Source organism: Burkholderia latens (assembly GCF_001718795.1).
Taxonomy (GTDB): Bacteria; Pseudomonadota; Gammaproteobacteria; order Burkholderiales; family Burkholderiaceae; genus Burkholderia; species Burkholderia latens_A.
On the sequence record NZ_CP013435.1, the window covers coordinates 167,238 to 181,076 of the forward strand.

Annotated in this window: 17 protein-coding genes; 2 read left to right on the forward strand and 15 right to left on the reverse strand. The window is 62.8% G+C overall.

What is annotated here, in order from left to right; translation table 11 throughout:
• Both WK25_RS00795 and WK25_RS00800 read right to left on the reverse strand, forming a co-directional pair.
• Positions 1-2,217 (reverse strand): cytochrome c biogenesis protein ResB, encoded by a 2,217-nt coding sequence (locus WK25_RS00795; RefSeq protein WP_069240821.1) that lies wholly within the window; start codon positions 2,215-2,217, stop codon positions 1-3.
• A 122-nt stretch (positions 2,218-2,339) separates the two neighbouring features.
• A complete protein-coding gene (locus tag WK25_RS00800; RefSeq protein ID WP_059545466.1) occupies positions 2,340-2,996 on the reverse strand; it encodes a c-type cytochrome in 657 nt (218 codons plus the stop codon).
• A 215-nt stretch (positions 2,997-3,211) separates the two neighbouring features.
• Here WK25_RS00800 and yihA point away from each other — a divergent pair, with 215 nt between their 5' ends.
• Both yihA and hemB read left to right on the forward strand, forming a co-directional pair.
• Positions 3,212-3,871: a ribosome biogenesis GTP-binding protein YihA/YsxC gene (gene yihA, locus WK25_RS00805; RefSeq protein WP_040143058.1), complete on the forward strand. Its 660-nt coding sequence runs from the start codon at positions 3,212-3,214 to the stop codon at positions 3,869-3,871.
• A 253-nt stretch (positions 3,872-4,124) separates the two neighbouring features.
• Entirely contained in the window at positions 4,125-5,123 is a 999-nt protein-coding gene (hemB, locus tag WK25_RS00810) for a porphobilinogen synthase (protein WP_059545468.1), read from the forward strand.
• Between the two features lie 105 nt (positions 5,124-5,228).
• Here hemB and dsbD read toward each other — a convergent pair whose 3' ends face one another.
• The 13 genes from dsbD to rpsE form a co-directional block, all read right to left on the reverse strand.
• Positions 5,229-7,082, reverse strand: a complete 1,854-nt coding sequence (gene dsbD / locus WK25_RS00815; protein WP_059545470.1) for a protein-disulfide reductase DsbD — start codon at positions 7,080-7,082, stop codon at positions 5,229-5,231.
• The gene (cutA, locus tag WK25_RS00820) at positions 7,075-7,401 is read right to left on the reverse strand and encodes a divalent-cation tolerance protein CutA (RefSeq protein ID WP_059545472.1); all 327 of its coding nucleotides are present in this window, start codon (positions 7,399-7,401) and stop codon (positions 7,075-7,077) included. The genes dsbD and cutA overlap by 8 nt, the downstream gene beginning before the upstream one ends.
• Positions 7,402-7,638: 237 nt before the next feature.
• Positions 7,639-8,034 (reverse strand): 50S ribosomal protein L17, encoded by a 396-nt coding sequence (gene rplQ, locus WK25_RS00825; RefSeq protein WP_006477175.1) that lies wholly within the window; start codon positions 8,032-8,034, stop codon positions 7,639-7,641.
• Positions 8,035-8,183: 149 nt separating this feature from the next.
• Positions 8,184-9,161, reverse strand: coding sequence for a DNA-directed RNA polymerase subunit alpha (locus WK25_RS00830; RefSeq protein ID WP_006477176.1), 978 nt, complete (start codon positions 9,159-9,161; stop codon positions 8,184-8,186).
• Positions 9,162-9,285: 124 nt separating this feature from the next.
• Positions 9,286-9,909, reverse strand: coding sequence for a 30S ribosomal protein S4 (gene rpsD, locus WK25_RS00835; protein WP_014722284.1), 624 nt, complete (start codon positions 9,907-9,909; stop codon positions 9,286-9,288).
• A gap of 155 nt (positions 9,910-10,064) precedes the next feature.
• On the reverse strand, positions 10,065-10,466 hold the full coding sequence (gene rpsK / locus WK25_RS00840; RefSeq protein WP_004197937.1) for a 30S ribosomal protein S11: 402 nt from the start codon (positions 10,464-10,466) through the stop codon (positions 10,065-10,067).
• Between the two features lie 28 nt (positions 10,467-10,494).
• Positions 10,495-10,860: a 30S ribosomal protein S13 gene (gene rpsM / locus WK25_RS00845; RefSeq protein ID WP_039323572.1), complete on the reverse strand. Its 366-nt coding sequence runs from the start codon at positions 10,858-10,860 to the stop codon at positions 10,495-10,497.
• A 38-nt stretch (positions 10,861-10,898) separates the two neighbouring features.
• Positions 10,899-11,015 carry a 50S ribosomal protein L36 gene (gene rpmJ / locus WK25_RS00850; protein ID WP_004199844.1) on the reverse strand — a complete coding sequence of 39 codons (117 nt, stop codon included), beginning with the start codon at positions 11,013-11,015 and terminating at the stop codon, positions 10,899-10,901.
• Positions 11,016-11,036: 21 nt separating this feature from the next.
• On the reverse strand, positions 11,037-11,255 hold the full coding sequence (infA, locus tag WK25_RS00855) for a translation initiation factor IF-1 (RefSeq protein WP_004521905.1): 219 nt from the start codon (positions 11,253-11,255) through the stop codon (positions 11,037-11,039).
• 9 nt (positions 11,256-11,264) lie between these two features.
• On the reverse strand, positions 11,265-12,614 hold the full coding sequence (gene secY / locus WK25_RS00860; protein WP_069240822.1) for a preprotein translocase subunit SecY: 1,350 nt from the start codon (positions 12,612-12,614) through the stop codon (positions 11,265-11,267).
• A gap of 42 nt (positions 12,615-12,656) precedes the next feature.
• Positions 12,657-13,091, reverse strand: a complete 435-nt coding sequence (rplO, locus tag WK25_RS00865; protein WP_006482880.1) for a 50S ribosomal protein L15 — start codon at positions 13,089-13,091, stop codon at positions 12,657-12,659.
• A gap of 26 nt (positions 13,092-13,117) precedes the next feature.
• The gene (rpmD, locus tag WK25_RS00870; protein WP_006400644.1) at positions 13,118-13,300 is read right to left on the reverse strand and encodes a 50S ribosomal protein L30; all 183 of its coding nucleotides are present in this window, start codon (positions 13,298-13,300) and stop codon (positions 13,118-13,120) included.
• A gap of 15 nt (positions 13,301-13,315) precedes the next feature.
• Positions 13,316-13,834, reverse strand: coding sequence for a 30S ribosomal protein S5 (rpsE, locus tag WK25_RS00875; protein WP_006752931.1), 519 nt, complete (start codon positions 13,832-13,834; stop codon positions 13,316-13,318).
• Between the last annotated feature and the right edge of the window lie 5 nt (positions 13,835-13,839).

The window sequence follows — 13,839 nt, forward strand, 5'->3', positions numbered from 1 at the left end:
TTACCGGGTGGAATTCTCGGAATCGGAACCGCCGCCGGCAGGCGGGCGGGCAGCCGCGGCCGCACCGGCAGGCGCTGCATCGCGAGGTGCGGCGCCCAACGCTGCGCCGGCCGCGTCGCGCGTCTGCACGAATTCTTTCTCGAAATCGAAGGTCTTGCGGGCCGTGGACATCGCCATCACCACATCGACGCCCGAGCCGGCATCCTTGAGCCAGAACCACAGGCGCCGCTCGCGCACGTAGAACATCGAGAAGATGCCGGCGACCAACAGCAGGCTGCCAAGATACACCAGATTCTTGCCGGGCGCGCGCGTCAGCTGAAATACCGAAGCTTGCACCTGCTTGAACGAATCAAGCTGCAGATAGACCGGCGATCCATACAGAAAGCTATCGGATAGCGCATTGATCGCATTCTGCACAAAGCGGATCGTGTCGGCGCCTTGCTGCGCGGCCGGCTCGCCGGCGCGCTCGCGCGCGATCTGCCAGACCTCCCACATCGAGCCTTCGAGCATACGCAGCAGCAGGCTCGCGGCCTTTTCCTGCTCGGCCTTGGGCACCGAGCGGTCGATGAACGTCGCCACAGCCTGGAAGCCGCCGATCGGTTGCCCGTCGACGCCACGCCCCACGCTGTCGTCGCTCGCCGCAAACAGGGTCAGCACCTTGAACGCGCTGTCCTGAAGGCGGCTGCGCAGCGCCGCTTCGGTGTTCGGCAACGAACGCTGCGCGAAGCGCGCTGCGGCATCGGCGCGCACCGCCGGATCCTCGAGCGCGGCGCGCAAGCGCATCCATTCGCCGATCGAATCCTGGCTGTCCGCCGGAATCCGCATGTAGCGGAACGGATCGTTCGGGCTCGCACGCACGCCGGCGAGGAACACGCGCGCGCCGCCCATGTCGACCGGCAGCATGTAGTTGTTGAATTCGCGCGCCTGGCCGTCCTTGCCGCGAATCTTGTACTGCACGGACGAGCCGATATTGTGAAGCTGCATCGGCTTCGACGTCTTCGCGCCCGAACCGAGCCGCTCGTCGAACGCTTCCTTCAGCGACTCCGTCTTCGCGACGCCCCGCACGTCGGGCTTGCCGTTCGCGTCGGCCATGTTTTCGACGTTGATCGCGCGGAAATCCGAGAACTCGATCGTGTCGCCGTCCGCGCCTGGCATCTGCAGCGGCGCGGAGCTGCCGATCGTGCCCTTCACCGCGAACGTCTTCGCGTTGCCGCCCGTCATCGGGTAGGCCGTCATCTCCATTTGCGAGCCGCCGTCCTGGAAGCTCGACTGGTAGATCGACACGCCCTTGTACGTGAACGGCTTGTTGACTTCGACGCGCGCCGGAATCTTCTGCCCCGTTTCGCGATCGATCACGACGATGTCGCTCGCAAACAGCTTCGGCATCCCGGTCGTGTAGTAGTCGACGATGAACTTGTTCAGCTGGATCGAGAACGGCAGATCCTGGATCAGCGAACCGCTCGGCTGGTTCAGGATCGCGGTCGACACGAACTGGCCCTCCGGCACCCACGCATAGCCGCGGAACGTCGGATTCGACGCGGAAAGGCGATGGTCGGGCGAGATCTCGCTGATCGTCGCGCTCGTGTTGACCGGGCTCTTGCCGAACATCCACATCTGGAATTTGATCGGCAGGTTGCTGTCGAGCAGGCCGCCGACGCAGATCACCACGATCGCAAGGTGCGCGGAAATGTAGCCCCACTTCGTCAGCGCGCCGCGCTTCGCGGAAATCAGCGTCGCGCCGTCGGTTTCGCGCACGACGTGCTTGTAGCCGGCCTTGCCGACGAACGCGGCAAGCGTGGCCGCGACACTCGCACGCGTGCCCGGCGCCGTGTATTCCGCCTTGTGGTGGAACGCGCGCAGGCTGCCTTCGCGAACCTTGTCCTTCCAGCTTTTCGCGTCCGCGAGCATCTTCGGCGCATTGCGGACCACGCACAGCGAGATCGACACGACGAGGAAGATCAGGATCAGCATGAACCACCACGCGCTGTACACGTTGTACAGGCCCAGCGACCGGAAGATGTCCGCCCAGAACGGGCCGAACTGGTTCACGTAGTTCGGATACGGGTCGTCCTGCGTCAGGACCGTACCGACGATGCTCGCGATCGACAGCACCACCAGCAGCGCGATCGCGAAGCGCATCGAACTCACCAGCTCGATCGCGCGCTTGGACACACTCTGACCCGACTTCGACTGCAACCCCGACGTGGTAACGCTCATTCAAACTCCAACTGACAACAAAAAAGGGCAAGGCGGCCGCAATCACGCGGCGCCCCACCCTTTTCTTGTTCTGACTCCGGCCGCGTTACGCGCGGCCGGTCATTTCATTCGCGACGATCCATTCAACGCAGCCCGGCGATGTAATCCGCGACGGCCTTGATCTCGGTGTCCGACAGGCGCGAAGCGATCTGATGCATCGCCTCGTTGTTGTTACGCGCACCGGCCCCTTGCTGAAACGCGTTCAATTGCGCGACCGTGTAATCCGCCCATTGCCCCGACAGGCGCGGATACTGCACCGGCATTCCCTGCCCCGTCGGCCCGTGGCAGCTCGCGCAGGCCGGTACGCCCTTCTCCGCGATGCCGCCGCGATAGATCTTCTGGCCGATCGGCACGGTCGCCGCATCGCGTGCGGTGCCGAGCTTCGTCGTCTGCGATCCGTAGTACGCGGCGACGTTGCGCATGTCGTCCGCGCTCAATGCGCTCGCGAACCCCACCATCACCGGATTGGTCCGCGCCGGCCCCTTCGCACCCGGCTGGGCCTTGAAGTCGTTCAACTGCTTGACCAAGTATTCGGGATGCTGGCCGGCGAGCTTCGGAAAACTGCCCGACGCACTGTTGCCGTCGGCGCCGTGACACGACGCGCACACCTGCGCGGCAATCGCCTTGCCGCGGTCCAGATCCGGCTTCTTTGCCGCCTCCGCCGCGTTTGCCTCCGCTACGAAACCTACGAACCCTGCTGCAACCTGAAGCACCATCAGAGACTTGCACAGTCGATTCATTCGCACACCCTGTTTCGTCTTGTGGGAATTTGAGGTTCTGCAAAAAACGACGTCGACCAGTCTACCGCAGAAGCTGCATAAAAGCGTGAGGCACGCGCCCGCAGCCCGTCGGCAAAACCGGCGTATTGTACAATATCGTGCTGAAAGCTCCCGCGCCTATCGGGGCTACCCCGCCTCCACCAAGCGGCTCGCGCCGCCCGTCCCACCGGTTTCCCATGGCCTTTTTGCTCCATCAAGCCCGCTTCTACACGACCGTCAATCATTTGCGCGACCTGCCGCCGACGGTCCAGCCGGAAATCGCGTTCGCGGGCCGCTCGAATGCCGGCAAATCGACGGCGATCAACGTGCTGTGCAATCAGAAGCGGCTCGCGTTCGCGTCGAAAACGCCCGGCCGCACGCAGCATATCAACTACTTTTCGATCGGCCCGGCCGCCGAGCCGGTCGCGAACCTCGTCGACCTGCCCGGCTACGGTTATGCGGAAGTGCCGGGGGCCGCGAAGGCCCACTGGGAAATGCTGCTGTCGTCCTACCTCGCGACGCGCTCACAACTGTGCGGCCTGATCCTGATGATGGACTCGCGCCGTCCGCTGACCGATCTCGATCGCCGGATGATCGAGTGGTTCGCGCCGACCGGCAAGCCCATTCACACGCTGCTGACGAAGTGCGACAAATTGACGCGGCAAGAGAGCATCAACGCGCTTCGGAACACGCAAAAGGGGCTCGACGCGTACCGCGATCAGGGCGTGAAGGGCAAGCTGACGGTCCAGCTGTTCTCGGCGCTGAAGCGCACGGGGCTCGACGAGGCGCACGCGCTGATCGAGAGCTGGGTGCGGCCGTCCGTCGCCGACGAAAAAAGCGAGCCTGTAGCAAAATGAGGGGGCAACGCGCGACCCGGATCGGCCGTGCGCACCTGACGGCACCTGCGGATTCCCCCGGCTCATAAAAAAACCCGCCGTTGAACGGCGGGTCAAACAGCCTAATCGAATAACGACAGGCACCCGCTCAGGGAGGAGAAGCGGGGAGCTGCACGCGACGCGCGCCGCTCGATCGCTATCATATACCAACGATCTCGAAAATGACCTAAGGGTTCCGTAAGGCCCTTCTTGCCCTGATTTCTGCCAAATCGCCATGAGCTTCCATCCGCTTCATCGTCCGCGCCGGATGCGCCGCGACGACTTCTCCCGGCGCCTGATGCGCGAAAACCGCCTGACCACCGACGATCTGATCTACCCGGTATTCGTCGTCGACGGCACGAATGAACGCCAGAGCGTGCCGTCGATGCCCGGCGTCGAGCGCGTGTCGGTGGATCTGCTGATGCACGTCGCCGAGCAATGCGTCGAACTCGGCGTGCCGGTGTTGTCGCTGTTCCCGGCCATCGAGCCGTCGCTGAAGACGCCCGATGGGCGCGAAGCAGCCAACCCCGACGGCCTGATTCCGCGCGCGGTGCGCGAGCTGAAAAAGCACTTCCCCGAACTCGGCGTGCTGACCGACGTCGCACTCGATCCGTACACGAGCCACGGCCAGGATGGCGTGCTCGACGAAAACGGCTACGTGATCAACGACGACACGATCGAGATCCTGGTTGACCAGGCACGCGCGCAGGCGGAAGCCGGCGTCGACATCGTCGCGCCGTCGGACATGATGGACGGCCGCATCGGTGCGGTACGCGAAATGCTCGAAAGCGATGGCCACATCCATACGCGGATCATGGCTTACTCGGCGAAGTTCGCGTCGGCGTTCTACGGTCCGTTCCGCGATGCGGTGGGTTCGGCGTCGAACCTGGGCAAGGGCAACAAGATGACCTATCAGATGGATCCGGCGAACAGCGACGAAGCGCTGCGCGAAGTGCGCCTCGACATCGACGAAGGCGCCGACATGGTGATGGTCAAGCCGGGCATGCCGTATCTCGACATCGTGCGCCGCGTGAAGGACGAGTTCCGCTTCCCGACCTACGTGTACCAGGTGAGCGGCGAATACGCGATGCTGAAGGCCGCCGCGATGAACGGCTGGCTGGATCACGACAAGGTCGTGCTCGAATCGCTGCTCGCGTTCAAGCGCGCCGGGGCCGATGGCGTGCTCACGTACTTCGCGCTCGATGCCGCGCGTCTGCTGAAGGCTCAGCGCTAAGCCGCGCAACTGCCGGCATCAAGAAAAACGGCGGGACACTTCGGTGTCCCGCCGTTTTTTACATGAAGTCGATGCAGCCGCGGCTGACGCGCACGCGAATGGTCGTCAAACCGTCGGCACCGCCGCCCGATCGAGGCTGCGCAGGAACGTCTCGGCGGCCTGATAGCCGACCACGCGGCCGATCTCGTTGCCGTTGCGATCGAAGAAGATGATCCCCGGCGGTCCAAAAAGATTGAAGCGTTTGAGCAGCGCCTGATCGTCCGCGTTGTTCGCGGTGACGTCCGCACGCACGAGGTGAAGCTGCGCGAGCCGAGCCTGCACGCGCGAGTCGGTAAACGTCAGATGCTCCATCTCCTTGCAACTTACGCACCAGTCCGCATAGAAATCGAGCATCACGGGCCGCGCGGACGTCTTCAGCAACGTGTCCAGTTCGCCGCTGGAACGCACCGGCGCAAACGCGGGGCCGCCCTGCGCGGACGGCGCGCCGTCGACTGATGCAGCGCCCGACGCAACCGTGCGTGCCGCGAGGACGGCCAGCGGCTTGACCGGGTCGTCGGACCCCGCGGCGAGCCCGACGAGCAGCGTCGCCGCCCAGATCGCGAGCGCGGCGCCGAGGCCGCGGCCGAGGCGGCGCCAGATCGACGCGACGCCCGCATGCGGGGTGAACAGGCCGAGCGCCGCGGCCGCGACGAGCAGCCACAACGCGGCGAGCACCATCTTCAGACCGCCCGCGAGCACCGGCCACACAATCCACAGTGCGGCGGCAAGCAGCACGATCCCGAAGAACACCTTCACACCGTCCATCCATGCGCCGGCGCGCGGCAGGACCGTGCCCGCGCCGACGCCGACGACGAGCAGCGGCACGCCGAGCCCGAGGCCCATCGCAAACAGCGCGGCACCGCCGAGCAGCGCATTGCCGGTGTGCGCGATGAACGCGAGCACCGCAAATAGCGGCGCCGTCATGCATGCGCCGACGACGAGCGCCGACAACGCACCCATCGCGGCGACCGCGGCGAAGTGGCCACCCTGACGCGCTCGCGACGCTTCGGCCGCGCCGTTCTGCCAGCGCTCGGGCAGCGCGATGTCCTTCCCCGAGATCAGCGCTATCGCGAACGCGGTGAGCAGCACGCCGAACGCGCCGAGCACCCACGGGTTCTGCAGCCATGCGCCGAGGCTCTGGCCGACCAGCGCCGCCGCGATGCCGAGTACCGTATAGACGAGCGCCATGCCGACCACATACGTGAGCGACAGCGCAAAGCCGCGCGCATGCGTCGCGCGCGTGCCCTGGCCGATGATGATCGCCGACACGATCGGAATCATCGGATACGAACACGGCAGCAGACTCAGCACGACGCCGGCGACGAAATACAGCGCGACGATCGTGAAGAAGCCGTGCCCCTCGAGCAGCGACTGCGCGAAATCCGCGCTCGTCACCTTGTCGAACCAGTTGCCCGAAGCGGCTGCGCCGGCGGCCGCCGTGGGCGCGCCCAGCGCCGCACCGTCGACCTTCACGACGTGTTCGGCAGGCGGATAGCAGATGCCTTCGTCCGCGCAGCCCTGCGACGTGACCGCGAGCTCGAACGGCCCCGCTGCCTGCTTGACCGGCACGCGGATCACGACCTCGTCGCGATAGGTTTCGACTTCCTTCTGGAACGTCTGGTCGAACTTCACGTGACCGGCAGGAAATTGGGGATCGCCGAGCGTGGCCTGACCACTCTTCACCGCGAACGCAAACCGCTCGCGGTAAAGGTAATAGCCGTTCGCGACCTTGAAACGGACGTCCACCTGCCCCGGCGATTCGGTCGCGCTGAACTTGAACGCGACCGACGGATCGAGAAAATCGTCGGCCGCGCGCGCGACCGACAGTCCGCCCACGCCCAGCACGAACATGAACGACAACAGGACTGCGAGGACCCGCAGCGCGTGCACACGCACGGAAAGCGCCATACCGTTAAACATGAAATAGACGTTGAGTTTCGCTGGTCACCCACTGGCCGTACGCGGCCGACGCAGTCGTCTGCCACGAGAGGATTTCCGGTGTCTCGTAAGGATGATGCGCGAGAATAAATCGCTCCAGTTCGAGCGCGCGCACGGGGCTCGTCTTGAACAGCAACTGGATCTCGTCGGCCGTTTCGACCTTGCCCTGCCAGTGATAGCGCGACTTGATCGCCCCGAGTTCCGACACGCATGCGGCAAGACGCGCATCAAGCGCGCCGTTGACCAGTGCCTGGGCCGTCGCCGCATCGGGCACCGTCGTCAGCATCAGCACCACAACCATACGCGTTCCCCGACTGATTTACCGGCTTCCGGCCGACGCGGAACATCCACGCCGGTCGCCCCGTATCGTAGCGCAGCCTGTGCGACTCTGCCGGCTTCGCAGACACCGCAGCGCGTTGAGCCGGGATGCCGCGACGGGATTCGCTTCGTCTGCGGCAATCGGCCGCATCGAATCTCAAAAACAAAAAGGGCCAAGCATTCGCTCAGCCCTTTCCGGTTACTGCCACGCACCTGAAACTTATTCAGCTTCTTGCACGTTTTCCGTTTCGTCGACTTCCGGACGATCCAGCAGCTCGACGAGTGCCATCGGTGCGTTGTCGCCGACGCGGAAGCCGAACTTCAGCACGCGCAGGTAGCCGCCCGGACGGTTCGCGAAACGCGGACCGAGCACGTCGAACAGCTTCGCGACCGAGTCGCGATCGCGCAGGCGGTTGAATGCCAGGCGACGGTTTGCCAGCGACGGCTTCTTGCCGAGCGTGATCAGCGGCTCGACGACTTTACGGAGTTCCTTCGCCTTCGGCAGCGTCGTCTTGATGACTTCGTGCTCGATCAGCGAGTTGGACATGTTACGGAGCATAGCCAGACGGTGGCTGCTCGTGCGGTTCAGTTTCCGCAGACCATGACGATGGCGCATTTCAGTTTCCTTGATTCGAAGTTTTGATCCAGCTCTTCTATCGCACCCTCGAGGGCGCACGGGCCGGTAACGAAAAAAAGCAAGATGCGGATTTTAAAGGAAAATCCGCATCTTTGCCAACTACCGCTATAGCGACGCTACAGACGGGCTTACTTGTCGAGACCAGCCGGCGGCCAGTTTTCGAGCTTCATGCCCAGCGTGAGACCGCGCGAAGCGAGCACTTCCTTGATCTCGTTGAGCGACTTGCGACCGAGGTTCGGCGTCTTCAGCAGCTCGTTTTCCGTGCGCTGGATCAGGTCGCCGATGTAGTAGATGTTCTCGGCCTTCAGGCAGTTCGCCGAACGAACCGTCAGCTCGAGATCGTCCACCGGACGCAGCAGGATCGGATCGATCTGCGGTGCACGCGACGGTGCCTCGGCAGCCGTTTCCGTGCCTTCCAGCGCCGCGAATACGGACAGCTGGTCGACCAGGATGCGGGCCGACTGACGGATCGCCTCTTCCGGGGTGATCACGCCGCTCGTCTCGATGTTCATCACGAGCTTGTCGAGGTCGGTACGCTGCTCGACACGTGCGCTTTCGACTGCGTAGCTCACGCGGCGAACCGGCGAGAACGATGCGTCGAGGACGATGCGGCCGATGATCTTGGCCGTGTCTTCGCCGTAGCGACGGACGTTGCCCGGCACGTAGCCGCGACCCTTCTCGATCTTGATCTGAACGTCGAGCTTGCCGCCCTTCGACAGGTGTGCGATCACGTGATTCGGGTTGATGACTTCGCAATCGTGCGCCAGCTCGATATCGCCGGCCGTGACGACGCCTTCGCCTTCCTTGCGCAGGGTCACCGTCACTTCGTCACGGTTGTGCAGCTTGAACACCACACCCTTCAGGTTCAGCAGCAGGTTGACGACGTCCTCTTGCACGCCATCAAGCGTCGAGTACTCGTGCACCACGCCCGCGATCGTCACTTCGGTCGGCGCGTAGCCAACCATCGACGACAGCAGCACGCGGCGAAGCGCATTGCCCAAGGTGTGGCCGTAACCGCGTTCGAACGGTTCCATGACCACCCTCGCGTGGTTCTCGCCAAGCGATTCCACGGCGATGATCTTGGGTTTCAGCAAACTGGTTTGCATGGGCTTTCCTTTTCAATACCCTCGGCTCGTTACACCGATAAGGCTGACCGGTAACAACCAGAAAATAAACAGCCGAGGCCCCTCCTTGCATGACGCAATCGGGATACCTCGGCCGTCAATCGGATTAACGCGAATACAATTCGACGATCAGGCTTTCGTTGATGTCGCCTGCGATGTCAGCGCGTTCCGGCATTTGCTTGAACGTGCCTTCGAACTTCTTCGCATCGACTGCAACCCAGCTCGGCATGCCGCCTTGCTCGGCCAGCGACAGCGCTTCGATGATACGCGCCTGCTTCTTCGCCTTTTCGCGGATCGCGATGACGTCGCCAGCCTTCACTTGCTGCGACGGCACGTTCGCGACGACGCCGTTCACGGTGATCGACTTGTGGCTCACCAGCTGACGCGCTTCAGCGCGGGTCGAGCCGAAGCCCATGCGATACACGACGTTGTCGAGGCGCGACTCGAGCAGTTGCAGCAGGTTTTCACCCGTGTTGCCCTTGCGACGGTCGGCTTCAGCGAAGTAGCGGCGGAACTGACGCTCCAGCACGCCGTAAATACGCTTGACCTTCTGCTTTTCGCGCAGCTGCGTACCATAGTCGGACGTACGTGCGCCCGAGGTACGGCCGTGCTGGCCCGGCTTGCTGTCGAGCTTGCACTTGTCGGCGAGCGAGCGGCGCGCGCTCTTCAGGAACAGGTCGGTGCCTTCACGGCGGGACAGCTTGGCCTTAGGGCCGATATAACGTGCCACTTTGCATTCCTTTATCAATCGGTCACGCGGATCGGAATCCGCGCTAGTTCGCGCCCTTTGGGGCGAACGGTGGGCTTAGTCAATCAAAAAAGCAACGCCCGTCGACGCGGCGCGGCGACAGGCAATGCGCCAGCACGAACGTGCCAGCAACATCCTTAGATACGACGGCGCTTCGGCGGACGGCAGCCGTTGTGCGGAATCGGGGTGACGTCCGAAATCGCGGTGATCTTGATGCCGAGGCCATGCAGTGCACGCACTGCCGACTCACGGCCCGGGCCCGGGCCCTTGATCCGCACTTCCAGATTCTTCACGCCGTATTCCATCGCGACGCGACCGGCCGACTCAGCAGCAACCTGAGCAGCGAACGGCGTCGACTTGCGCGAGCCCTTGAAGCCCTGGCCGCCGGACGTCGCCCATGCCAGCGCATTGCCCTGGCGATCGGTGATCGTGATGATCGTGTTGTTGAACGACGCGTGAACGTGAACCACGCCTTCAGCGACGTTCTTCTTAACCTTCTTGCGAACGCGTTGCGCCGCGGTGTTCGAAGCCTTAGCCATTACGTTTTCCTGTAACTGTCAGTTCCGCTTACTTCTTCAGCGCTTGCGCTGCACGACGCGGACCCTTGCGGGTACGTGCGTTCGTACGCGTACGCTGACCGCGCATCGGCAGGCCCTTGCGATGACGAACACCACGGTAGCAACCGAGGTCCATCAGGCGCTTGATGTTCATCGTCACTTCACGGCGCAGGTCGCCTTCGACGATGAACTTGCCCACTTCTTCACGCAGCTTTTCGAGGTCTGCGTCGGTCAGGTCCTTGACCTTCTTCGAGAATTCCACGCCAGCTGCCGTGCAGATGCTGCGCGAGCGCGTGCGGCCGATACCGAAGATTGCCGTCAGGCCGATCTCGGTATGCTGGTGATTCGGGATGTTAACCCCTGCGATACGAGCCATTGTTTTTCCTCAAACAAAAAGCGCAAACAAACGCGCGGTCAGCCTTGGCGCTGCTTGTGGCGCGGATCCGAGCTGCAGATCACGCGAACGACGCCTTTGCGCTTGATGATCTTGCAATTGCGGCAAATGCGCTTAACCGATGCCATCACTTTCATGATAATACCCTTTTTTCCAAATCACTTCGCCCGGAACACGATCCGCGCACGAGACAGATCGTAAGGCGTCAATTCAACCGTCACCTTGTCGCCCGGCAGGATGCGGATGTAGTGCATCCGCATCTTCCCGGAGATATGCCCCAACACGACATGGCCGTTTTCCAGCTTCACACGGAAGGTCGCATTCGGGAGGTTTTCGATCACCTCACCCTGCATCTGGATTACATCGTCTTTGGCCATAGTCCTTAATTAACGCATTGGGATGTTGCCGCCCTTGAAGTTTGCCTTCTTGAGCAGCGACTCATACTGTTGCGACATAACGTACGACTGCACCTGCGCCATGAAGTCCATCGTGACGACGACAATGATCAGCAGCGACGTTCCACCAAAATAAAACGGCACGTTCCAGCGCAGCACCAGGAATTCCGGCAGCAGACACACGAAGACGATGTAGATCGCACCAGCCAGCGTCAGACGCGTGAGGATGCGGTCGATATATCGCGCGGTCTGATCGCCCGGACGGATGCCCGGAACAAACGCGCCGCTCTTCTTCAGGTTGTCCGCGGTTTCCCTGCTGTTGAACACCAGTGCGGTGTAGAAGAAGCAGAAAAACACGATCGCCAGCGTGTACAGCAGCACATAGACCGGCTGGCCCGGCTTCAGCGCCTCCGCGACGTTATGCAACGTGTTGGAGATCCAGCCTCCCGACGGCTGACCCGTGCTGAACCAGCCGAGGATCGTGGCCGGGAACAGGATGATCGACGACGCGAAGATCGGCGGAATCACACCCGACATGTTCAGCTTCAGCGGCAAGTGCGACGACTGTCCACCGTAGATCTTGTTGCCGACCTGGCGCTTCGCGTAGTTCACGAGGATCTTGCGCTGACCGCGTTCGATGAACACGACCAGGTAAGTCACCGCGGCGATCAGAACGACGATGATGATCGCCGAAATGATGCTCATCGAACCCGTACGCACCAGCTCGAACAGCCCACCGACGGCATTCGGGAACCCTGCTGCGATCCCGCCGAAGATGATGATCGAGATGCCGTTGCCCAGACCGCGCTCGGTGATCTGCTCACCCAGCCACATCAGGAACATCGTGCCGGTAACCAGCGTCACGACCGTCGTCAGCCGGAACAGCATGCCGGGGTCGATCACGAGCCCCGGCTGGTTTTCCAGCGCGGCCGCGATACCGAACGCCTGGAAGGTCGCGAGCACCACGGTGAAATACCGCGTGTACTGCGTGATCTTCCGTTGCCCTGCCTGCCCTTCCTTCTTCAGCGCCTCGAGTTGCGGCGATACGATCGCCAGCAGCTGCATGATGATCGACGCCGAGATGTACGGCATGATCCCCAGCGCAAAGATCGTGAAGCGGGAAAGCGCGCCGCCCGAGAACATGTTGAACATGCCCAGGATGCCGCCCGCCTGGCTCTGGAACAGCTTCGCCAGTTGATCCGGATCGATGCCCGGCACGGGGATGTGCGCGCCGATGCGATAGACGATCAGCGCCAGGAGCAGGAACATCGCTCGCCGGCGCAGATCGCCGAATTTCGCCGTGCTTCGACCGGGTTTTGCAAGACTCGGGCTGTTAGCCAAGTACCTTCTCCGATGAATGCAAGTAACGACGCGCTACGCGTGTCACTCGGCGAACGAACCGCCAGCCGCTTCGATCGCAGCGCGCGCACCCTTGGTGGCACCGAGACCCTTCACGACGATCTTGCGCTTCAGTTCGCCCGTCGCGATGATCTTTGCGCTCTTCGTCAGCTCGCCGACCAGGCCGGCTTGCTTCAGTGCGAGCAGATCGATCTCGTCGACCGGCAGCTTCTCGAGGTCGCCCAGGCGCACTTCACCGACGAATTCCTTCGTCAGCGACGTGAAGCCGCGCTTCGGCAGACGACGTTGCAGCGGCATCTGACCGCCTTCGAAACCGACTTTGTGGAAGCCGCCCGAACGCGATTTCTGACCCTTGTGACCACGGCCAGCCGTCTTGCCGAGGCCCGAACCGATGCCACGGCCGACGCGACGCTTGGCGTGCTTTGCACCAGCGGCCGGCTTCAGGTTATTCAATTCCATATCAACTCCTTGATCCGTAGGGCCGCTTACGCGATGACCTTAACGAGGTACGAGACCTTGTTGATCATGCCGCGGACCGCCGGCGTATCCTGCAGCTCGCTCACCGAGTTGAGTCGGCGCAGGCCCAGGCCACGCACGGTCGCACGGTGCGATTCGCGGGTCCCGATCAGGCTCTTGACGAGCTGAACCTTGACAGTTTTTTCAGACATGGTGACCACCCGGGCTTAGCCCAAAATATCTTCGACGGACTTGCCGCGCTTCGCCGCGATGTCTGCCGGGGTCGACTGCTTGCGCAGACCGTCCAGCGTGGCGCGAACGAGGTTGTACGGGTTCGTCGAACCGTGGCTCTTCGCCACGACGTTCTGAACGCCCATCACGTCGAACACTGCGCGCATTGGGCCGCCGGCGATCACGCCCGTACCTGCCTTCGCCGGAGCGAGGAGGACAGCGGATGCGCCATGCTTGCCGTGCACTTCGTGCTGCAGCGTGCCGTTCTTGAGCGGCACCTTGAACATGTTGCGGCGAGCTTGTTCCATTGCCTTCTGGACAGCGACCGGCACTTCCTTCGCCTTGCCCTTGCCCATACCGATGCGGCCATCGCCGTCGCCAACCACGGTCAGTGCGGCGAAGCCGAGAATACGGCCACCCTTCACGACCTTGGTCACGCGGTTGACCGAAATCATCTTTTCGCGAAGGCCGTCGTCGCGCTCGTCAGCCTGAACTTTCGCTTGCATCTTTGCCATGACGA